A 21,258-nucleotide genomic window follows, 5' to 3' on the forward strand; every position below is an offset into this window, starting at 1 on the left:
AAGGCCGTCTGAAAGTTTTCAGACGGCCTTGCTGATTATCGGGCCAAAAGAGCGGCCTGCTGGTGTTGAACCAATTCAGCAATGCCTTTATGCGCGAGGGCAATGAGTTTGCCCAATTCTTCGATGCTGAAGGGTGCGCCTTCGGCTGTGCCTTGGATTTCGATGATTTTGCCGGATGCGGTCATGATGATGTTAACGTCGCTGTCGCAGCCTGAATCTTCTGGATAGTCCAAGTCCAAAAGCGGTACACCGCCCACCACGCCGGCGGAAACGGCGGCAACGGCTTCACGGATGGGGTTTTCGCTGATAAGGCCGTTTGAAAGGAGTTTGTCTACGGCGATTTGCAGGGCAACGTAGGCACCAGTAATGGAGGCGGTACGCGTGCCGCCGTCGGCTTGGATGACGTCGCAGTCAATCAGGATTTGGCGTTCGCCGAGTTTTTCCATATCGACGACGGCGCGTAGAGAGCGGCCAATCAAGCGTTGGATTTCTTGTGTGCGTCCGGATTGTTTGCCCGCGGCGGCCTCGCGGCGCATACGGGAGGCGGTGGAAGCCGGCAACATACCGTATTCGGCCGTTACCCAGCCTTGTTCTTTACCGCGCAGGAACGGTGGGACATTTTCGTCGATGGAGGCAGTGCAAATCACTTTGGTGTTGCCGCACTCAATAAGGCAGGAGCCATCGGCATGGGGGAGGAAATTGGGGGTAATTTTGATGTCGCGCAGGCTGTCGGCGGCGCGGCCGGTGCGGGTGTAGTTACTCATGATGAACCTTTGGGGGGAATAAAAAATAGGTTGCCTTGAATTATAGAGGAATTTGGCACCAAAGGCCGTCTGAAAATCGTCGGTCGGGTGTGTTATAGTGTCCATACTTTCACTCGTATTTGGAAACGGAGTAAAACCATGGCTACAAGACGAACTATTCAAATCCACAGCATGACCGGCTTTGCCAATGCCGCAGGCGAATGCGGAGGCAAGCGGATTAATTTGGAAATCCGCGCGGTCAACCATCGTTATTTGGATGTTCAATTCCGTATGCCGGAAGAATTGCGTTATTTGGAAGGCGCGTTGCGCGAGCAGATTGCCGCGGCTGTGGCGCGCGGTAAATTGGAATGCCGCATCCAGCTGCAGGATGCCTCCTCGGGCGGACAGACTTTGGAGGTCAATCAGGATTTGGTTGCCCAACTGGCGCATTTGAACAAAGAATGGCGCAAGGAACACAATTTCGGCAAGCTGAGCGTGGCAGACGTTTTGCGTTTCCCCGGCGTTTTGGCAGGCCAGGGCGAAGATGCCGAGGCTTTGGCCAAAGGCGTTAAAGATTTATTGACCAGCGCTTTGAAAGAGTTTACAGCCGCCCGCAAACGCGAAGGCAAAAAACTGGGTGAGCACCTGCTGCAACGCCTGGATGGCATGGAAGAGATTGTGGACGCTTTGAACGAATTGTTCCCCAGCCTTCTGCAAGCGCATATGGATAAAGTCAAAACCCGTTTGGCAGAAGCCGTCGGCAATATCGACAACGACCGCTTGCAACAGGAATTTGCTTTATTCATCCAAAAATCCGATGTGGATGAGGAATTCAGCCGTTTGCGCACCCATATCGCCGAAGTACGCCGTATCGTTACCGAAGGCAAGGGCAGCGTAGGCAAACGTTTGGATTTCCTGATGCAGGAGTTGAACCGCGAAGCCAACACTTTGGGCAGCAAAGCCATCGCCGCCGAATGCACGCAAGCGTCGGTTGAACTGAAAGTCTTAATCGAACAAATGCGCGAACAGGTTCAAAATATCGAATAAATCGATAATGAACGGATAAAACAAGGCCGTCTGAAAAGGTTTCAGATGGCCTTTGTGTTGATATTGGGTGGAGTTAGTGTGGTTTGTTTTTAAACATTATTGGATGATGGATTTCCTGTTTCGTTACTGTCATTGCGCACAAGAGTTAATATGTGTTAAATTATGGCAATTATTGTCATGATAAAAACATACAAAGGAGTAAAATATGAACTTTCTGACCGCTATCAGTCGGCAAATGACCCGCTTCACCGCCTTGATTATCGTCCTTGCCTCCATTATCGCCTTTATCGAACCTGCTACGTTTTCATGGGTAAAAGGCGATACTCAAGTCGTTGTACTCGGTATCATCATGCTCGGTATGGGCATGACTTTAGGCAAAGAAGATTATCAAATTCTGGCGCAACGTCCGCTCGATATTTTTATCGGCGCCATCGCCCAATACACGATTATGCCCCTGCTCGCTATCGGTATTGCCAGAGCCTTTGACCTCTCGCCTGGATTAACGCTGGGTCTGGTTTTGGTCGGCACCTGCCCGGGCGGTGTTTCGTCCAATATCATGAGTTTTTTGGCTAAAGGCGATGTCGCCTTTTCAGTCGGTATGACCACCGTCTCCACCGTCCTTGCGCCTGTGATGACGCCGCTGTGGATGACTTATTTGGTCGGACAAACCGTCGAAATGGACGGCTGGGGTATGTTCAAATTTATGTTGCTCGTTACCTTGTTGCCTGTGGTTATCGGTTCTGCCGCCAATATATTGCTGCATAAAAAACACTGGTTTGAAGACGTGCGCGCGATTATGCCTGCTGTTGCCGTTGTCGCGTTTGCCTGCATCGTCGGCGGCGTTGCTGCCGTTCACGGCCACCGCTTTGCTGAATCCGCCTTCGTTATGGTACTCGCCATCGCTACCCACAACATCGGTGGCTACATCCTCGGCTATTACAGCGGCGCACTGACCGGCATGAACACCGCCAAAAAACGCACTCTTGCCATCGAAGTCGGCGTACAAAATGCCGGACTTGCCACCGGTTTGAGTGCTAAATTTTTCCCCGGTAATGCCGAATCTGCCGTTGCCGCCGCCGTTGCCTGCGTTTGGCACTCTGTGTCAGGAACGGTTTTGGGCAATTTGTTTGCCTGGTGGGACAAGCGTAAGCAATAAGCTGTAAACATTGCCAGATAGCAAAAGGCCGTCTGAAATATTTCAGACGGCCTTTTGATTGCCTTTTATTATCAATGCGCTTTATGCGTCGTGCTGTACACGATTTTGTCCGTTAAAGCCATGGCGAGGGCGGAAATCAGGAAGCAGATGTGGGTAATACATTGCCACATGATTTGTTTTTCCGACAGATTGGCGGCGTTGAGGAAGGTTTGCAGCAGATGGATGGAGGAAATGCTGATGATGGACATCGACAGCTTAACCTTCAAAACCGAAGCATTGACATGGCTGAGCCATTCGGGCTGGTCGGGATGTTCGTCAACGTGAAGGCGGGAGACGAAGGTCTCGTAGCCGCCGACAATGACCATGGTCAGCAGGTTGGCAATCATCACAACATCAATCAGGTTCAATACGGCGATCATGATGGTGTTTTCATCCATGATGCTGAAATTGGATACCAAGTGCCACAAGGATTTGAGGAACTTACAGGCATAAATGACTTGGGCGATAATCAAGCCTATATAAATCGGCAGTTGCAGCCAGCGGCTGGCAAAAATGAAATGCGCGAAGATGCCCATTCGGTCGTGGGCTGTGCGTTTGGTCGGGGTGGAATGTTCCATAAAATGTGTTGTGTGTAGGAAAGATAAGGGGCGGCATTTTAATGGAAAAATTTTTAAGCCGCAATTTGAGCGGTTGAATTTAAAAAGAAAGGCCGTCTGAAAACAGGATATCGTTCCTTGTTTTTCAGACGGCCTTGTAGGTTGTCAGGACAGGCAAATACGCGCAAAATCGCTTTGCTTTTTAGAGATGGACATTATGCTTGCAGATTCGTTTTTTTATTATCTGGTGTTGGTCGGCTTTGCCGCAGGGCTGATGGATGCGGCGGTTGGCGGAGGCGGGCTATTGCAGATTCCCGGATTATTCAACCTATTGCCAAACGCTACACCTGTGGCCTCGGTAATGGGTGTCAATAAATTTGCTTCCTGCTGCGGCACGCTGACTGCGACGGGGCAATACCTGCGCCGAATCCCCGTGCCGTGGAAAATGCTGCTGCCTGCCGCGGTGTTGGCATTTGTCGCTTCATATTTGGGCGCGAAAACGGTGGTGTATTTCCCCGTGCAATACATGAAACCGACGATGTTGGTCATCATGATTGCCATGTGTCTGTACACTTTTTTGAAAAAAGACTTGGGACAGACGGTGCGCACTGAAAAGCTGACGCGCCGCGAAACTTTATGGGGCTTATTTTTCGGCGCGTTAATCGGGTTTTACGACGGCGTGTTCGGGCCGGGAACGGGCAGCCTGCTGGCTTTTGTGTTCGTCCGCTTTTACGGCTATGATTTTTTAGCGGCTAACGCCTCGGCAAAGGTCATCAATTCGACCACCAATCTTGCTGCGCTGACGTTTTTTATTCCGCAAGGCCATGTTGTGTGGGCATGGGCGATACCGTTGGCGGTGGCGAATTTGTGCGGCGGCGTGGTCGGCGCGCGCTTGGCAATGCGCGGCGGAACCAGGCTGCTGCGTTATGGGTTTATGTTGCTGCTGTGCCTGACCATCGGAAAGTTTGCTTGGGATTTATTGGGTTGATATCGAATGAAAAAAAGGCCGTCTGAAAGTTTCAGACGGCCTTTGCGTTTTACAGTTTAACCGAATGCTCGCGCGTTTCGTGGAACACGATGTCCGGCCAGCGTTCCTGCGTCAGGTTTAAGTTGACGCGGTTAGGCGCAAGGTAGGCGAGGTTGCCGCCTGCGTCTATCGCCAGATTGCCTGCGTTAGCTTTTTCAAATTCCGCCAGCTTTTTCTTGTCTTCGCACGATACCCAGCGCGCCGACCAGATGGATGCGCTGTCGAACACGGCTTCTACGCCGTATTCGTTGGCCAGCCGCGAGGTAACGACTTCAAACTGCAACACGCCGACCGCGCCCAAAATCAAATCTGCGCCGCTCATCGGTTTGAAGACTTGTACCGCGCCTTCTTCGCCGAGTTGCTGCAAACCTTTTTGCAGTTGCTTGATTTTCAGCGGATTTTTGATGCGGACGCTGCGGAACAGTTCGGGTGCGAAGAAGGGAATGCCGGTAAATGCCAGTTGTTCGCCTTCGGAGAAGCTGTCGCCGATTTGGATGTTGCCGTGGTTCGGGATGCCGATGATGTCGCCGGCGTAGGCTTCTTCCACCAGCTCGCGGTCGTGCGACATGAAGGTTACCACGCTGGAGGCGGCGATTTCGCGGTTGATGCGCAGATGTTTCATCTTCATGCCGCGCTCGAATTTACCGGAGCAGACGCGCAAGAAGGCGATGCGGTCGCGGTGTTTCGGGTCCATATTGGCTTGGATTTTAAAGATAAATCCGGAAAACTTCGGCTCATCTGGCTCGACCATGCGTACGGTCGCATCGCGCGGTTTCGGCGCAGGCGCCCATTCAATCAATGAATTGAGGATTTCCTGAATACCGAAGTTGTTAATTGCCGAACCGAAGAACACGGGCGTGAGTTCGCCGGCGAGGAATTCGTCGAGATTGAACTCGTTGGAAGCCGCCTGTACCAATTCGATTTCGTCGCGCAACTGTTGGATTTCCAACGGAAAGCGTTGTTCCAATTCGGGATTGTCGATGCCTTTGATGATGTCGAACTCGTGCGGCAGGCGTTCACCGCCCGCTTCAAAGAGATAGATTTCGTCGTTCAGGATGTGGTACACGCCTTTGAAGTTTTTGCCCATGCCGATTGGCCAAGTTACGGGCGCGCAGCGGATTTGCAGGATGTTTTCTACTTCGTCCAAGAGTTCCAGCGAATCGCGCACTTCGCGGTCGTATTTGTTCATGAACGTAACAATCGGCGTATTGCGCAGGCGGCAGACGTTCAAGAGTTTGATGGTTTGCGCTTCCACGCCTTTTGCCGCGTCGATGACCATCAAGGCGCTGTCGACGGCGGTCAATACGCGGTAGGTATCTTCGGAGAAATCTTGGTGTCCCGGCGTGTCCAAGAGGTTGACGGTATGGTCTTTGTAGTCGAACTGCATCACGCTTGATGCCACGGAAATGCCACGCTGCTTCTCGATTTCCATCCAGTCGGAGGTGGCGAATTTGCCGGTTTTCTTGCCTTTTACCGTACCCGCGCTCTGAATCGCGCCTGAAAACAGCAACAGTTTTTCGGTCAGCGTGGTTTTACCCGCGTCAGGGTGGGAGATGATGGCAAACGTGCGGCGGCGGCGCACTTGGTCGAGGATTTCTTGGGACATGGTTTTCTTTGCAAAAAGTTTCAGGCCGCTTTTTCAGACGGCCTGAAGGGTATGGGTGTTGGAAAACAGGCTAAAATAAGGGCGTGTGCGACACGCCCTGCAATAGATTGAAAGATGCGGAATTGTACAAAAAAATGCTTGATAATTCAATGTTTGCACCAAACCAAAGGCCGTCTGAAAAGTTTCAGACGGCCTTGTGCTATGAATCGATGATTAAATATCCATCGGTTTCCATTCCGCGCCTTTTACCGGCGGCAGCCATGATTGCGTACCGCTGGAGGCAAATCCCCACAAGGTGTCGGGGAGGCCGTAATGGTCGGCGCGTGTCGGGTCGAGTTGCGTTTCGATTTCAGCTTCGCGGCCTTCGCGGATTTGCGTGGCGATGTGCGGATTAATCATCACGGTTTTGCCCAAGGCGATAAATTCTGCCCAGCCGGTTTCATAGGCGGCCAAAATTTGGTCGGCGGTAAACAGGTTGCCCACGCCGATAAGCGGCAGTTTGCCGTTGATGCGTTCGTGGATAAACTGCATACGGGTTTGGGCGGTATCGCCGCCGCGACGGATTTTTTTATCAAATTCCCACAGGGAAACGTGCAGATATTGCAGCGGTTTTTGTACCAATGCGTCAATCAGTGCGCCGGTTTCGGTCATGGTTAAGCCGTCTTCGCCCGGCTCTTCGGGGGAGAAGCGGTAGCCGATAATGAAATCGTCGCGCTGGTGTTTTTCTCGGACGGCAACCACGGCATCGACAACGGCCAGCGGGAAGCGCATTCTGTTTTCCAAGCTGCCGCCCCATTGGTCGTTGCGGCGGTTGCTTTGGGCAGAGTAAAACTGTTGGATTAAATAGCCGTTCGCACCGTGGATTTCCACGCCGTCAAAACCGGCACGAAGCGCCAAATCGGCGGCTTGCGCATAAGAGGCGATGAGTGCTTCGACTTCTTCTGCGGTCGCTTCGCGTGCGTGTTCGGCTTCGTTGGCGGAAGCGCTGATTTTGTCGAGACCGTCCAAAAGGTCATCAATGGCTTTGGAACCGCCGTGATGGATTTGCAAAATCGCTTTTGTGCCTTGTTGTCGCAGGATTTGTGCGGTTTCTTTCAGGCTGTCGAGGCAGTGTTCGCCTGTGGCTTCAGGTTGGCCGTGAAAGGCTTTGCCGTCTTTTTGAACCAAAGTGGCGGCCGTGATAAACAGGCCCATATCGCCTGCGCGGTTGCTGAGGAAGGTACGCTCTTGGTCGCTGATTAAACCGTCGGTTTGTGAACCGAAATGGGTCATGGGGGCGACGGCAAGGCGGTTTTTGATGGTTACGCCGTTATTGAGGGTGTATGTTTGAAAGAGTGGGGCGTATTTTGGATTCATGAGATTTTGCTCTTGATAAGTGAATGGTTGGCAGAGGATTGGGCCATTCGGGAATTTATCAAGTAAACAGGCCGTCTGAAAAGTTTCAGACGGCCTGTTTATTCTTTAAGCCTTAGGATTAAAGATTAGGATTAACAATGATTTTTACTGCGGATTCATTGTTGTGGATCAAGCGCTCGAAGCCTTCGGAAATCAATTCGTCCAGTTTGATGCGTTGGGTGATGAAAGGCTCAAGGTTGATTTTGCCTTCTTCAACCAATTTGATGGTTTCGGCGTGGTCGTTGCAGTAGGCGATGGTGCCGCGCACGTCCAGCTCTTTCATCACAACGCTGTGGACGTTGATGGTAGCGGGGTGGCTCCAAATGGATACGATGACGACTTTCGCAGTCGGACGGCATGCTTCGACCATGGTGTCCAGCACTTTGTTGACGCTGGTGCATTCGAATGCAACGTCTACGCCTTCGCCGTTGGTCAGTTTTTTCACTTCTTCAACGACATCGACTTCGGATGGGTCGAGGATGTAGTCGGCCACGCCGGCTTCGCGTGCTTTGTCTTTACGCGCTTTGCTCAATTCGGTGATGATGACTTTGATGCCTTTGGCTTTCAGTACGGCAGCCAACAGCAAACCGATTGGGCCTGCGCCGCCGACCAATGCGACGTCGCCTTCTTTCGCGCCACTGCGTACATAAGCATGGTGGCCGACAGACAGAGGCTCAATCAAAGCAGCTTGGTCCAATGGGATTTTGTCGGAAATAGGGTGTACCCAACGGCGTTTAACGGCAATTTTTTCAGACAAGCCGCCACCGCAGCCGCCCAAGCCGATGAAGTTCATGTCTTTGGAGAGGTGGTAGTTGCTGCCTTCGCCGGTCGGTACGTCGTCGCGGATGATGTAGGGTTCGACAACAACGTGTTGACCGACTTTGATGTCGTCCACGCCTTCGCCTACGGCATAAACCACGCCGGAGAACTCGTGACCCATGGTGACTGGCGCAGACTCGCCGGAGATTGGGTGCGGATGGCCGCAAGGCGGAATGAAAATCGGGCCTTCCATGAATTCATGCAGGTCTGTACCGCAGATACCGCACCAAGCAACATTGATGCCGACAGTACCCGGAGCTACGGTTGGCTCGGGAATGTCTTCGATGCGGATGTCGCCTTTGTTATAAAAACGTGCTGCTTTCATTGTAACGCTCCTTTTTTAAAGTGGAGGCCGTCTGAAAAAGACGGTCAATTGGGGAAAGGGAAGCAGTGTGGCGTGTGAAATGTTTTTATTGATATGTTTTATGTTTGTTATTTTACTACTGATAATATGGAAATGGTTTGTCTTTGCTCAAATTAAAGTTTGTAAATGAAAAAAAAGGCCTTCTGAAATGGATAATCTGTTTTCAGACGGCCTGGGCAATAGTTTGAATGCGTTATGGTGTAGGATTGTTACTTTTGCCGCGCTTCAGATGCTTTTGGTAGGCGATGACGTAATCGGCCTTGCTTAAGCCCGCCAATACGCGGATGTGGGCGGCGGCGGATTTGGACATGGATTCCAAGGTATAGCCGCCTTCCAGCACGGAAACAACACGTCCTTGGCAGCTTGCCGTTGCTTGGACGATTTTGTGCGTCAGCCAGGCAAAATCGGCTTCATGCAGGTTCAGACGGCCTGTTTCGTCTTGTTTATGCCCGTCAAAACCTGCCGAAAGCAACACCAACTCGGGGCGGAAGGCCGTGAGCTTGGGCAGCCATTGTTCGCGGATGGTCGTGCGGAAGATACGGCTGCCTGTGCCTGGTTTGAGGGGCGTATGCAGCATATTTTTATTGCCGGCGTATTGTTCCGCCTGAGGGAAGGGAAAGATATCGGTTTCAAACAGGTTGAAAAACATCACGCGCGGATCGTCTTGGAGAATCTCCGCCGTTCCATCGCCGAAGTGGACGTCGAAATCGATGACGGCGATGCGTTGCAAGCGGTATTGGGCAATGGCGTGCATCACGCCGGTGGCGGTGTTGTTGATCAGGCAAAATCCGCCGGCGCTGTTGCTGTGGGCATGGTGGCCTGGCGGGCGGATGGCGCAAAAAGCATGCCAGGCTTTTTTATTCATCACCATATCGACTGCCTTGACAACGGCTCCGGCCGCAAAACGGGCGGCTTGAAGGGAGTCGTGGCAGATGACCGTATCGTCATCGATGCGGTGGATTTTGCCGGGGAGCGGCTGGGCGGCTTCCAACTCGTGCAGATAGTTGCGCGAGTGGACCAATGCCAGCTGCGCATCTTTGATTTCCGGTGCTTCGGTGGTTTGCAGGCGACGCCAAATGCCTTCTTGTTTTAAGGCAGTTTGAATGGAGCTGATGCGTTCGGGCCTGTCGGGATGGTTAGGCCCCGGCTGGTGCTGTAGGAATATCGGATGCGAAATCCATACGGTGCGGGCGTTTTTGCCAAACAAACGGCGTAGGCGGGTGCTGATGCGCCAAAGGATTTTTTTGAACATGGAACAGTATGTGTCGGACAAGTCGTAAAGACTGCTAAATATGGTTAATAAATACGGAAATACTTGGAAATTTTTCAGACGACCTTTAGAATAGCTCAATTTTACAGTCCAACCAATGTATTTGATTGCAGTGTGCAGTTTTTTACTTAATCTAAAACTTGAAAGAACGGATATATTATGAATCAAGCAGTGGCTCAATTTGCCCCTTTAGTGCTGATCATGGTGGTGTTCTACTTCCTGATTATGCGTCCTCAACAAAAGAAATTCAAAGCGCACCAAGCGATGTTGGCCGCTTTGAAAGTCGGCGATAAAGTCGTTTTGGCGGCAGGCTTCAAAGGCCGCGTGACCAAAGTCGGCGAGCAATTCTACACTGTCGACATCGGTCAAGGTGCGAAAATCGAAGTGGAAGTTGAGCGCAACGCGATTGCCGCGAAAGCCGAATAATCCGTTTTTTTGCAAAAAGCCGCCTCATTTTCCGAGCGCGGCTGTTTGCCTTTATAAATAAAGCAAAGGTTTACCATGAACCGTTATCCTTTATGGAAATACCTGCTGATTGCGTTCACGATTGTGGTTGCGGCTGTTTACTCGCTGCCCAACCTTTTCGGTGAAACGCCTGCCGTACAGGTATCGACCAACCGACAAGCCATCGTTATCAATGAGCAAACCCAGTCTAAAGTGGATGCCGCGCTGAAACAGGCAGGTATTCAGACTGATGGTATGTTCATCGTCGACAACTCGCTGAAAGTGCGTTTCAAAGATACCGAAACGCAACTGAAAGCGCGCGACGTCATCGAAAATACTTTGGGCGAGGGCTATATTACCGCGCTCAACCTGTTGGCAGACAGCCCTGAGTGGATGGCGAAAATCAAAGCCAATCCGATGTTCCTGGGTCTGGACTTGCGCGGCGGCGTGCATTTCACCATGCAGGTGGACATGAAAGCCGCGATGCAGAAAACGTTTGAACGTTATTCCGGCGATATCCGCCGCGAATTGCGCCGCGAAAAAATCCGTACCGGCACGGTGCATCAGACTGAAAACGGTCTGACCGTGCCTTTGCAAGATGCTGCCGATGTACAAAAAGCCTTGCCTCAGTTGCAAAAATTGTTCCCTGAAGCCACGCTGCTGCCGGACGGTAACAATATCGTGCTGACTTTGTCTGAAGAGGCAATCAATAAAGTACGTTCTGATGCAGTTAAACAAAATATCAATACGTTGCACAACCGTGTGAACGAATTGGGCGTAGCCGAACCGGTTATCCAACAATCCGGCCTTGACCGCATTGTCGTACAGCTGCCGGGCGTGCAAGATACTGCCAAAGCAAAAGATATTATCGGTCGTACTGCGACTTTGGAAGTGCGTATGGTGGAAGACGATCCGATCAAACTGCAAGAAGCTTTGAACGGCAATGTGCCGACCGGTTACGAATTGCTGTCAAGCGGTGGCGATCATCCGGAAACTATCTTGGTCAACAAACAAGTTGAACTAACCGGCGACAACATCAACGATGCGCAACCTAGCTTTGACCAAATGGGCGCGCCTGCCGTGAGCCTGAGCCTGGATAGTGCGGGCGGCAGCATTTTTGGCGAATTGACTTCGGCCAATGTGGGTAAACGTATGGCTATGGTGTTGATCGACCAAGGTAAATCCGAAGTCGTGACCGCGCCTGTCATCCGAGCCGCCATTACCGGTGGCCGCGTGGAGATTTCCGGCAGCATGACGACAGCCGAAGCCAACGATACTTCATTGTTGCTGCGCGCCGGTTCGCTGGCCGCGCCGATGCAGATTGTCGAAGAACGTACCATCGGCCCGTCTTTGGGTAAAGAAAACATTGAAAAAGGTTTCCACTCTACCTTGTGGGGCTTTGCCGCTGTTGCTGCATTCATGGTGATTTACTATCGCTTGATGGGTTTCTTCTCTACCATTGCCTTGAGTACCAATATCTTGTTTTTGGTGGGTATTTTGTCTGCCATGCAGGCAACGCTGACCTTGCCGGGTATTGCCGCCTTGGCTTTGACCTTGGGTATGGCGATTGACTCCAACGTGTTGATTAATGAACGTATCCGTGAGGAACTGCGTGCCGGTGTCGTACCACAGCAGGCCATCAACCTCGGTTTCCAACACGCTTGGGCAACCATTGTCGATTCCAACTTGACCTCCCTGATTGCCGGTATCGCTTTGTTGGTATTCGGTTCCGGCCCGGTACGCGGTTTTGCGGTTGTACACTGTATCGGTATTCTGACTTCGATGTATTCATCCGTGGTCGTGTTCCGTGCTTTGGTCAACCTGTGGTACGGCCGTCGCCGCAAATTGCAAAATATTTCCATCGGTTCGGTATGGAAGCCGAAAGCTGAAATGGCAGAAGGCAAGGAGTAAAACATGGAATTATTTAAAATCAAACGTGATATTCCGTTTATGAGCTACGGCAAACTGACGACTTTTATTTCGTTGGTTACGTTTATCGCCGCCGTGTTCTTTTTGGTAACCAAAGGCCTGAATTTCTCCGTCGAATTTACAGGCGGTACGGTGATGGAAGTCCAATATCAGCAGGGCGTGGATGTGAATAAAACGCGCGAACGCCTCGATACGCTGAAAATGGGTGATGTACAGGTTCAGGCCTTGGGTACGAATAAACACATTATGATTCGCCTGCCGAACAAAGAAGGCGTAACGTCTGCACAGCTGTCCAACCAAGTGATGGATTTGCTGAAAAAAGACAACCCTGACGTTACCTTGCGCCAAGTCGAATTCATCGGCCCTCAGGTTGGTGAAGAATTGGTTACCAATGGTTTGATGGCATTGGGCTTCGTGGTGGCAGGTATTATTATTTACTTGTCCATGCGTTTTGAGTGGCGTTTTGCAGTATCCGCGATTATTGCGAATATGCACGATATCGTGATTATTCTCGGCTGTTTCGCCTTCTTCCAATGGGAATTCTCATTGACTGTCTTGGCAGGTATCTTGGCTGTTTTGGGTTATTCCGTAAACGAATCTGTGGTGGTATTTGACCGTATTCGCGAAAACTTCCGCAAGCCGCATATGCGCGGCCACACTGTGCCGGAAGTCATCGACAACGCGATTACTGCAACCATGAGCCGTACCATCATTACCCACGGTTCGACCGAGGCAATGGTTGTTTCTATGCTGGTGTTTGGCGGTGCAGCCTTGCACGGTTTCTCTATGGCGCTGACTATCGGTATCGTGTTCGGTATTTACTCTTCCGTATTGGTTGCCAGCCCGCTCTTGCTGATGTTTGGCTTGAGTCGTGAGAACATTGCCAAAGAAGTGAAGAAAAAAGAAGAAGTTGTAGTTTAATCGCTGCAATGCTGCGATAAAGGCCGTCTGAAAATTGATTGAATCAGTTTTCAGACGGCCTTTTGTATTTAAATTTCAGAATATTTTGTTTTAATGAAACAGGAGGGGATAAATGTGAAAGAAAAAGAAAAAATAGGAACAATATAATTTTGTGATGAATCAAGTTTATTGTCTGATATTCCCTTAATTGCTTGTCAGTCCCAATATTTTAAAACATAATACTTTTGCCCCCGATGCTGGAGTTTTACTACAAGTACATGATTTGCAAAAATCTGTCGGGTGTGCAGACCCTGCCAATCAACCTCAAAAAAGGAAGGCCAAGAATGAAAGTAACCAGTTTCGGCGAAGTGCTGTGGGACGATTTTCCAAACGGAAAGGTATTGGGTGGTGCACCCCTAAATGTTGCTGTCCGTTTGCAGTCTTTGGGTATCGATGCTGTCATCATCAGTCGTCGCGGCGATGATGCCGATGGCGAGGAATTGCTACGTCAAATTCAAAGTAAAAACGTCAATACTGATTATTTGCAGGTTTGTCACGAATGTGCGACCAGCTTGGTGAAAGTACACTTGGACAAGTCTGGCAGTGCGTCTTATGAGATTGTTTATCCTTGCGCGTGGGACAGGATTGCGGTTGATGATGCGGCAATCAAACGTGTGGCAGAATCAGATGCTTTCGTTTTTGGCAGCTTGGCAACCCGCGATGAAGTTTCGCGTAAAAGCTTGGCGGTTTTGCTGAAAGAAGCCAAATTCAAAATTTTTGACGTTAATCTGCGTAAGCCTCATTACGATATTGACCGCTTGCTTGAGACCATGAAACAGTCCGATATGGTCAAACTCAATGATGATGAGCTGTATGAGTTGGCTGCGGCTTACGGTTCTCCTTATCACAGTATCGAACAAAATATCGGCTACCTCGTTGAGCTGACCGGCGTCAAAATCTTGTGTGTGACTTTGGGTAGTCATGGCGCGGTTTTGTATAAGGACGGCGAGTTGTACCGTCATTGCGGTTTCCGCGTCAAAGTGGTGGATACTGTCGGCTCCGGCGACAGCTTTCTTGGTGGTTTGACTTACAAGCTGCTCAATAATGCGCCTCCTCAAGAAGCCATTGCTTTTGCTTGTGCGCTGGGTGCATTGGTGGCTTCACGTCATGGCGCGACGGCGGATATTTCTTTGGAAGAAGTTGAAGCGTTTATGAATCCTGCTTGATATTTTGACAAGAGACATAAAAAGGCCGTCTGAAAACCATTAAATCAGGTTTTTCAGACGGCCTTAGTATTTTCAGGCTTTACCAATAAGTTGTAAAACATTCTAAGTTGGTATTTTTCGGGCCGCTTCCTTCTTCGGTCGGCGAACCAATCATCATCAGGCCGATGATTTTGTCTTTGTCGGCACACTCAAATGCTTCGCGCAACAATGGGCTGTTGACCCACATGCCCGTAATCCAAACATTGTCGAAGCCTTGAGCAGAAGCAGCCAGTTGTAAAGCATAGGCGGCGCAGCCTGCAGTCAGCATTTGCTCCCATTCAGGTTTGGGTTTCGCCACTTCACGGTTTGGCGCAAATGTAACGCCAATAATCATAGGCGCCATGTTGCCGACGCGTTCGGCCTTTTTCATGGCATCATCACCGAAGTTGAGTTCGGTAACGGTCTTGCCCAAAAGCTCGCGGAAACGTTGTAAGCCGGCCTCGCTTTGAATTACAGTAAAGCGGTAAGGGCGCATATTGCCGTGATCAGGTACTTGTGTTGCCGCTTGCAGCATTTGTTCCAGTTGCTCGGCATTGGGTGCAGGAGCAGTCAGTTTTTTGGAAGAGCGACGAGTGGTGAGGAGATTTAAGGCATCCATTTTTATTCTTTCTTGTGAATTCGAATGAGAATAATTATATAGCAGAACGATAAATAAATCAGCAAAGGACTAAGGCCGTCTGAATTAAGGTTTCAGACGGCCTTTGAGTTTTACAGGATACCGTTGTTTTGTGTATTTTCAGTAATCAGTGCTTTGCTGATTTCATCGGCGGTGTAGCTCTTACCGTTTCCGAATACAAAGCTGTCGACATTATTGTTGGCAATGTCATGGATGGTCAGGGTGTCGCCTGTATCTTTGATGGTTAAGACCCAATCATCGCCGGTTTTCAACTGTAAATCTTTCAGCGTCAGCCCTTCTTTGAAAAGGACTTGGGTATCGCTGCCACCATACGGATTAAAGGTGTCGTTGCCGCTGTTTCTGCCAAACATGATAACGGTGTTGTCGGCACCCGGGTCGGTAATGGTATCGTTGCCGCCGGCCGTATCAACGATGTTGATGCCTCGGCCCAAAGTAATGGTTTCATCGCTTCGGTTGCCCCTGTATTCGACAACAGAAGTGTAATGCGACAAATCTAAATCGCTGTTGTCGCTATCGGCGTGGATGGTGTGATTGAAGTTGTTGTACACATCACGGTTGAGTTCTTCAACGGGTTGGCCTGTGTATTGGACGATGTTTTTGTTGCCGATCATGTGCGGGATAGACAGTTTGAAGTGGTTGATCAGCTCGCCTGTGCTGTATGAGGTATTGCCGTCAAACTGAAACTCGGAAATCGCACCATAAATACCGCTTTGGTTTTTGATGGTTAAAACATCGTCCGTGCCTTTAATGCGGATATGCCAAGTATCGCCATCCAACAGGGGGGGGGATACAAATTGGTTGCTGTCGGGTATGTCGGCAATCCCGGTTTTGTCGTAACCTTTTTCAACGGTAATTTCGAGGTCGTCAAGGGTAATGCCGCCGGTAAATTTAACGACATTAGCGTTGAGTCTGTGTAGGCTTGCCTCGCTATCAAAACCGAAGTTGTAGTCGAAAATGGTGTCGTGGCCGTAACCTTTTCCGAAAACATAGGTGTCGTTGTGTTCTCCGCCTTCCAGATAATCATTGCCTGCGCCGCCGTCGAGTAAGTCGGTGCCTACATGGGCATAGAGTTTGTCGTTACCGTTGCCGCCGTAGAGTTTATCGTCGGAAGCGGGTTCGTTGCCGTAATAGGTTTCGCTGTGTTCGCGCAAGATGTCATCGCCGTCGTGGCCATAGAGGATGTCGCGGCCGTCGTTGCCGCCGTCGATTTCATTGTTGCCTGCATTGCCATGCAAAGTGTCGTCGCCGTTTGTGCCGACAAAGTTAATGTTTTTGGCTTTCAGCGCTTGGAAGGCTTGTTGGAACTGTGCGGCAGTGTAAGTTTGGTCGCTGAACTGGAAACGGTCGATGGAAATGCTGCCATCAGCACCGATTTGGTTTTGAATCAAGGCTGAACCTTGATCCGAAGTAATTTCCCAGCTTTGGCTGCCATCATCGTTATGAATGGTCTTCAGGTTGAGCTTGGCATTGTTCAGGCCGTCTGAAAACTTGAGGGTATTGATGCCTTGGTTGTCGATAATGGTATCGTTGTCGCCGTAGATATAGGTATCGTTTCCGGCGCCGCCTTTCAGAATGTCTTTGCCGTTGCCGCCCATCAAAATATCGTTGCCAGCATCACCGTTGATGAGATCGTTACCGTCGCCGCCATCCAGATAATCGTTGCCGTCGCCGCCGTTGAGGTTGTCGTTGCCGCCCATGCCGTAAACGGTATCATCACCGCGTCCGCTGTTGAGGCGGTTGCGGCCTTCGTTACCGGTCAGGATGTTATTGCTGTTGTTGCCGGCGGCAAAAATATTGGCCGAGCCGGTCAAGGTAACATTTTCGACGTGGGTGGCGGCAGTATGGGAAATGCTGCTGAATACGGTGTCTTCGCCGCCGCCAGCCTGTTCGATAACCACGTCTTTTGTGTTATCAACATAGTAAGTGTCATTGCCGTCCCTGCCTTCCATAATGTCGGCACCGGCCTTGCCGTCGATAATATCATCGCCGGATGTGCCAATCAGGTGGTCATTGCCGTCGCTACCATCGATGGTCTTACCGCTTTCGGTATATTCAGTCAGGGAAATATCGAAATATTTGGCAAAGCTGTTTACATCCAGTTTTTGTGTGCCGATGATGAATTGGGAGACTGCCGGTGTTGTACCGTTTTGAGTGTATTGGTTTTTGATGGTTAAAACGGCGTTGCTGTTTTTCACGGCAATCAGCCAGTCTTGACCGCCGGTTTCGTTGTTTCGGGCTTCAACGGTTAAATCGTTAAGGCTTAGGTCGGTATGAAAGCGGATGCTGTTGTGGCCTTGATTGTCGATGATGGTGTCTTGCTCGCTTTTGGCAGAGAAAAGGTAGGTGTCGTCACCTTCGCCACCTTCAAGCACATCGTTGCCTGCTTCGCCATTTAGGGTGTCATTGCCTGTTTCGCCGAAAAGACAGTCGTTGCCTTCGCCGCCGTTGATGAAATCGTTGCCGCCGCCGCCGTAAACGATGTCGTCACCGCAACCGCTGTTGAGGCGGTTGCGGCCTTCATTGCCGATGAGGATGTTGTTACTGTTGTTGCCTGCGCCGAAGATGTTGGCTGTACCGGTCAAAACAAGGTTTTCAACGTGGTTTGGAAGGGTATAGCTGACGTTGCTGTAAACCGTATCATCGCCTCCATTTGGGTTTTCAATGATTTTATCGTCGCTGCGGGTTACATAATAAACGTCATCTCTCGAAGTACCTGTTGTTGCTTGTGCAAGGGCGGAAGGTTGTAATTGCTCTAAATGTCGTAATTCAAATTGCGCATTGCGAATGCGCATTGCTTTTTCGATTGTCATGATATTTTCTTTAGATATTGATGAGAGTAACAAGGAAGTAAACGTATCCGGCATATGGCCGGTATTGCTTAATTTGTATTGTGTTTAGGCTGTATATACTAGTGCCGAAATTTGAGAAAAACAACTGAAACGTTAAGATATGACAATATATAGAGAGCCTTATCAGGCTTAGTTTGCCGTCTATTCTTTTGCCAAATGGCTTTGCCTTGTGCGGCTGTTTTGTTTCTTATATACCACACATCAATTTCCATAGTTTCAAACTATGAATGGTTGTAAAAAGGCCGTCTGAAAAAAAGAAGCAGGTTTCGCATTGCAAAACCTGCTTCTGATTTTTCAGACGGCCTGTCTGATTACAGAGTACGGGCAACTTCGACGATGTCGAAACATTCGAGTTGGTCGCCTTCCATAATCTCGTTGTAGCCTTTGAGCATCAGACCACACTCGAAGCCCATGCGGACTTCTTTGACGTCGTCTTTGTAGCGTTTCAAAGAAGACAGTTCGCCGGTATGGATAACCACGTTGTTGCGGATGAGGCGGACATGGGAATCGCGTTTGACCACGCCGTCGGTAACCATACAGCCTGCAATATTGCCGACTTTGGATACGCTGATAACCTGACGGATTTCGACCGTGCCGGTTACTTGCTCTTTCTCTTCCGGAGAGAGCATACCACTCATGGCGGCTTTCACGTCGTCAATGGCATCATAAATGATGTTGTAGTAACGGATTTCCACGTTTTCATTCTCAGCTAGTTTGCGTGCGGAAGCATCTGCACGGACGTTAAAGCCGATGATGAATGCGCCGGAAGCAATGGCCAAGTTGACATCAGATTCGGTAATGCCGCCCACGCCGCTGTGCAACACGTTCACTTTCACTTCGTCGGTGGACAGTTTTTTCAGGCTGCCCGCCAAAGCTTCGTAAGAACCTTGTACGTCTGCCTTAATGATGACAGACAAGGATTGGGCTTGGTTTTCGCCCATGTTGTTGAACATGTTTTCCAGTTTCGCGGCCTGTTGTTTGGCCAAGCGCACGTCGCGGTATTTGCCTTGACGGAAGAGGGCGATTTCGCGCGCTTTTTTCTCGTCGGCCAATACCATTGCATCTTCGCCTGCGTTCGGTACGTCGGATAAGCCGAGGATTTCGACAGGGATAGACGGGCCGGCTTCATTGATGGCTTTGCCGTTTTCGTCAACCATTGCACGGATTTTACCGAATGCAGTACCGGCCAGCAGCATATCGCCTTTTTTCAGCGTACCGCTTTGAACCAGTAATGTGGCAACCGCGCCACGACCTTTGTCCAAACGTGCCTCAACGATGATACCTTTGGCAGGTGCATCGACTGGGGCAGTCAGTTCCAAAACTTCGGCTTCGAGCAAGACGGCTTCGAGCAATGCATCGATGTTCAGACCTTTTTTAGCGGAAACGTCGATAAACTGTACATCGCCGCCCCATTCGTCAGGCACGACTTCGTGCGCAGTCAGCTCTTGGCGGATACGCTCAGGGTTGGCAGCCTCTTTATCGATTTTGTTGACGGCAACCACCATAGGCACGCCCGCAGCTTTAGCGTGGGCAATTGCCTCGATGGTTTGCGGCATCACGCCGTCGTCGGCTGCTACCACAAGAATCACGATATCGGTTGCTTTCGCACCGCGCGCACGCATGGCGGTAAATGCTTCGTGACCCGGAGTATCCAAGAAGGTAATCACGCCGCGTGGAGTTTCAACGTGGTATGCACCGATGTGTTGGGTAATGCCGCCCGCTTCGCCTTGTACCACTTTGGCGCGGCGGATGTAGTCCAGCAGGGAAGTTTTACCGTGGTCAACGTGACCCATCACGGTAACAACCGGCGGACGCGGTAATGCTTCGGCTTCTACTGCTTCAACGCCTTCATCCAAGAATGCTTCAGGATCGTCGGCGGCGGCAGGTTTGCCGATGTGGCCGAGTTCTTCCACCACAATCAGGGCAGTGTCTTGGTCGATAGATTGGTTGATGGTTACCATCATGCCCATTTTCATCAGGGCTTTCACCACTTCGACGCCTTTAACGGCCATTTTGTGTGCCAAGTCAGCAACGGTAATGGTTTCAGGTACCAAAACTTCGTGTACGACAGGTTCGGTCGGCGCTTGGAAGGCATGTTGGTTTGGCTCAAGTTTGAGTTTTTTGCCTTTTTTACCGCCGCGTACGCGCTCGTCGTCGCCATTGCGCGCATTGTTGCGGTCACGGCCGCCTTTTCCGCCTTTGCCTTTGGCATTACGGCCTTGGTTTTCTTCGTCACGCTCACGACGGTCTTCTTTTTTACCGCGCGCGTTATGTTCGGATTTGCCTTCGCCGGATGCCGCTTTTGCTTTCTCGGCAGGTTTGCTGCGTTCGCCTGATTTGGCTTCTTTAGTAGGTTTTGAGTCTTGATCGGCCTGTTGTTTCATGGCTTCACGGCGTGCTTGACGCTCTTGTTTTTCTTTCAACAAGGCTTCTTGATGCGCACGCAGGGCGGCGGCACGACGAGCCTCTTCATCGCGTTGAGCCTGTTCTTCCACGCTGACGACAGGTTGCGGTACGGCAGGAGCGGCAGGTTTGGCTGCCTTTTTCGCTTCTTTGCCTTTGCCACCTTTGTCTTGTTTGGCTTTGGCAGGTTTTTTGGCTTCGGCTGGTTTTTCAGCTTCAACGGATTTTTCAGACGGCTTGTTGTCTGCTTGAGCTTCAACTTTTGCTTCGGCCTTGGCTTCTACGGCTTCAACCGGTTTGGCTTCTTCTTTTTGGGCTTCGGCAGGTTTACCTTCTGCTTTTGGTGCGGCTTTGGCTGCTTTCAGTCTGGCTGCTTCAGCCTCTGCTTTGGCACGGGCTTCGGCTTTGGCGGCAGCTTCTGCTTCAGCTTTGGCTTTTTCTTCGGCAGCTTGGGCGGCTGCTTTTTCTGCTTCGGCTTTTTGGTTTTCCGCTGCTACTTTGGCTTTGGCTTCCGCTGCCAATTCTTCGGAAGAAGGAATGGTAACGGCACGGCTGCGGCGGCGTGTTTCCACTTTTACGCCATCAACGGTGCTGACTTCGGTTTTTTTGCGGCGGATGCTGATGGTGCCGCTGTTGCTGCCGTTTTTCTTTTGCAGGTAAGCGGTCAGCAATTGTTTGTCGTCAGTGGTTATGCTGTCATTACCGCTGTTTTTATTGACCCCGGCTTCTTTCAATTGTTTAAGCAAATCATCGACGGGGCGGTTTAGTTCGGCGGCAAATTGCGCTACGGTTGTATTACTCATTCAGT

The 21,258-nt window shown here is 50.5% G+C and carries 16 protein-coding genes; 7 read left to right on the top strand and 9 right to left on the bottom strand.

The window, feature by feature from the left end; translation table 11 throughout:
• Positions 1-35: 35 nt before the first annotated feature.
• The gene (rph, locus tag HMPREF2696_RS08450) at positions 36-764 is read right to left on the bottom strand and encodes a ribonuclease PH (protein WP_039861956.1); all 729 of its coding nucleotides are present in this window, start codon (positions 762-764) and stop codon (positions 36-38) included.
• A gap of 138 nt (positions 765-902) precedes the next feature.
• Between rph and HMPREF2696_RS08455 the strand changes: the two genes are divergently transcribed.
• The gene (locus HMPREF2696_RS08455; protein WP_283116877.1) at positions 903-1,790 is read left to right on the top strand and encodes a YicC/YloC family endoribonuclease; all 888 of its coding nucleotides are present in this window, start codon (positions 903-905) and stop codon (positions 1,788-1,790) included.
• 205 nt (positions 1,791-1,995) lie between these two features.
• Complete coding sequence (locus tag HMPREF2696_RS08460) at positions 1,996-2,946, top strand: bile acid:sodium symporter family protein (protein WP_070588307.1); 951 nt, start codon at positions 1,996-1,998, stop codon at positions 2,944-2,946.
• 71 nt (positions 2,947-3,017) lie between these two features.
• Here HMPREF2696_RS08460 and HMPREF2696_RS08465 read toward each other — a convergent pair whose 3' ends face one another.
• Entirely contained in the window at positions 3,018-3,563 is a 546-nt protein-coding gene (locus HMPREF2696_RS08465) for a TIGR00645 family protein (RefSeq protein WP_004519303.1), read from the bottom strand.
• 196 nt (positions 3,564-3,759) lie between these two features.
• Here HMPREF2696_RS08465 and HMPREF2696_RS08470 point away from each other — a divergent pair, with 196 nt between their 5' ends.
• A complete protein-coding gene (locus HMPREF2696_RS08470) occupies positions 3,760-4,530 on the top strand; it encodes a sulfite exporter TauE/SafE family protein (protein WP_039862025.1) in 771 nt (256 codons plus the stop codon).
• A gap of 49 nt (positions 4,531-4,579) precedes the next feature.
• On the opposite strand, the gene HMPREF2696_RS08475 is transcribed toward HMPREF2696_RS08470, so the two are convergent.
• The 4 genes from HMPREF2696_RS08475 to HMPREF2696_RS08490 form a co-directional block, all read right to left on the bottom strand.
• Positions 4,580-6,175: a peptide chain release factor 3 gene (locus tag HMPREF2696_RS08475; protein WP_070588308.1), complete on the bottom strand. Its 1,596-nt coding sequence runs from the start codon at positions 6,173-6,175 to the stop codon at positions 4,580-4,582.
• A 213-nt stretch (positions 6,176-6,388) separates the two neighbouring features.
• Positions 6,389-7,531 carry an NADH-dependent flavin oxidoreductase gene (locus HMPREF2696_RS08480; protein WP_049335376.1) on the bottom strand — a complete coding sequence of 381 codons (1,143 nt, stop codon included), beginning with the start codon at positions 7,529-7,531 and terminating at the stop codon, positions 6,389-6,391.
• A gap of 118 nt (positions 7,532-7,649) precedes the next feature.
• Positions 7,650-8,714, bottom strand: coding sequence for a 2,3-butanediol dehydrogenase (locus HMPREF2696_RS08485; protein WP_003745670.1), 1,065 nt, complete (start codon positions 8,712-8,714; stop codon positions 7,650-7,652).
• Between the two features lie 232 nt (positions 8,715-8,946).
• A complete protein-coding gene (locus HMPREF2696_RS08490) occupies positions 8,947-10,005 on the bottom strand; it encodes a histone deacetylase family protein (RefSeq protein WP_049335378.1) in 1,059 nt (352 codons plus the stop codon).
• Positions 10,006-10,182: 177 nt separating this feature from the next.
• Here HMPREF2696_RS08490 and yajC point away from each other — a divergent pair, with 177 nt between their 5' ends.
• The 4 genes from yajC to HMPREF2696_RS08510 all read left to right on the top strand — a co-directional run bounded on the left by yajC (position 10,183) and on the right by HMPREF2696_RS08510 (position 14,522).
• The gene (gene yajC, locus HMPREF2696_RS08495; RefSeq protein WP_003675720.1) at positions 10,183-10,449 is read left to right on the top strand and encodes a preprotein translocase subunit YajC; all 267 of its coding nucleotides are present in this window, start codon (positions 10,183-10,185) and stop codon (positions 10,447-10,449) included.
• Positions 10,450-10,524: 75 nt separating this feature from the next.
• A complete protein-coding gene (gene secD, locus HMPREF2696_RS08500; RefSeq protein ID WP_004519309.1) occupies positions 10,525-12,378 on the top strand; it encodes a protein translocase subunit SecD in 1,854 nt (617 codons plus the stop codon).
• A gap of 3 nt (positions 12,379-12,381) precedes the next feature.
• On the top strand, positions 12,382-13,317 hold the full coding sequence (gene secF, locus HMPREF2696_RS08505; protein ID WP_003686183.1) for a protein translocase subunit SecF: 936 nt from the start codon (positions 12,382-12,384) through the stop codon (positions 13,315-13,317).
• A 323-nt stretch (positions 13,318-13,640) separates the two neighbouring features.
• Positions 13,641-14,522: a carbohydrate kinase family protein gene (locus tag HMPREF2696_RS08510; RefSeq protein ID WP_049330901.1), complete on the top strand. Its 882-nt coding sequence runs from the start codon at positions 13,641-13,643 to the stop codon at positions 14,520-14,522.
• 79 nt (positions 14,523-14,601) lie between these two features.
• Here the strand turns inward: HMPREF2696_RS08510 and HMPREF2696_RS08515 are convergent, their stop codons facing one another.
• The 3 genes from HMPREF2696_RS08515 to infB form a co-directional block, all read right to left on the bottom strand.
• Positions 14,602-15,159, bottom strand: coding sequence for a nitroreductase family protein (locus tag HMPREF2696_RS08515; RefSeq protein ID WP_049330902.1), 558 nt, complete (start codon positions 15,157-15,159; stop codon positions 14,602-14,604).
• A 110-nt stretch (positions 15,160-15,269) separates the two neighbouring features.
• Entirely contained in the window at positions 15,270-18,008 is a 2,739-nt protein-coding gene (locus HMPREF2696_RS11960) for a calcium-binding protein (protein ID WP_004519313.1), read from the bottom strand.
• A 350-nt stretch (positions 18,009-18,358) separates the two neighbouring features.
• A complete protein-coding gene (infB, locus tag HMPREF2696_RS08525; protein ID WP_004519316.1) occupies positions 18,359-21,253 on the bottom strand; it encodes a translation initiation factor IF-2 in 2,895 nt (964 codons plus the stop codon).
• Positions 21,254-21,258: the final 5 nt, after the last annotated feature.

This window comes from Neisseria sp. HMSC058F07 (assembly GCF_001810035.1).
GTDB lineage: Bacteria > Pseudomonadota > Gammaproteobacteria > Burkholderiales > Neisseriaceae > Neisseria > Neisseria perflava.

Bases quoted from the DNA above. Each gene is read 5' to 3' on its own strand.
- infB (WP_004519316.1), bottom strand. From the start codon at position 21,253: ATGAGTAATACAACCGTAGCGCAATTTGCCGCCGAACTAAACCGCCCC.
- HMPREF2696_RS08515 (WP_049330902.1), bottom strand. From the start codon at position 15,159: ATGGATGCCTTAAATCTCCTCACCACTCGTCGCTCTTCCAAAAAACTG.
- HMPREF2696_RS08470 (WP_039862025.1), top strand. From the start codon at position 3,760: ATGCTTGCAGATTCGTTTTTTTATTATCTGGTGTTGGTCGGCTTTGCC.
- HMPREF2696_RS08455 (WP_283116877.1), top strand. From the start codon at position 903: ATGGCTACAAGACGAACTATTCAAATCCACAGCATGACCGGCTTTGCC.
- secF (WP_003686183.1), top strand. From the start codon at position 12,382: ATGGAATTATTTAAAATCAAACGTGATATTCCGTTTATGAGCTACGGC.
- HMPREF2696_RS08475 (WP_070588308.1), bottom strand. From the start codon at position 6,175: ATGTCCCAAGAAATCCTCGACCAAGTGCGCCGCCGCCGCACGTTTGCC.
- HMPREF2696_RS11960 (WP_004519313.1), bottom strand. From the start codon at position 18,008: ATGACAATCGAAAAAGCAATGCGCATTCGCAATGCGCAATTTGAATTA.
- HMPREF2696_RS08460 (WP_070588307.1), top strand. From the start codon at position 1,996: ATGAACTTTCTGACCGCTATCAGTCGGCAAATGACCCGCTTCACCGCC.
- HMPREF2696_RS08480 (WP_049335376.1), bottom strand. From the start codon at position 7,531: ATGAATCCAAAATACGCCCCACTCTTTCAAACATACACCCTCAATAAC.
- secD (WP_004519309.1), top strand. From the start codon at position 10,525: ATGAACCGTTATCCTTTATGGAAATACCTGCTGATTGCGTTCACGATT.
- rph (WP_039861956.1), bottom strand. From the start codon at position 764: ATGAGTAACTACACCCGCACCGGCCGCGCCGCCGACAGCCTGCGCGAC.
- HMPREF2696_RS08510 (WP_049330901.1), top strand. From the start codon at position 13,641: ATGAAAGTAACCAGTTTCGGCGAAGTGCTGTGGGACGATTTTCCAAAC.
- HMPREF2696_RS08465 (WP_004519303.1), bottom strand. From the start codon at position 3,563: ATGGAACATTCCACCCCGACCAAACGCACAGCCCACGACCGAATGGGC.
- yajC (WP_003675720.1), top strand. From the start codon at position 10,183: ATGAATCAAGCAGTGGCTCAATTTGCCCCTTTAGTGCTGATCATGGTG.
- HMPREF2696_RS08490 (WP_049335378.1), bottom strand. From the start codon at position 10,005: ATGTTCAAAAAAATCCTTTGGCGCATCAGCACCCGCCTACGCCGTTTG.
- HMPREF2696_RS08485 (WP_003745670.1), bottom strand. From the start codon at position 8,714: ATGAAAGCAGCACGTTTTTATAACAAAGGCGACATCCGCATCGAAGAC.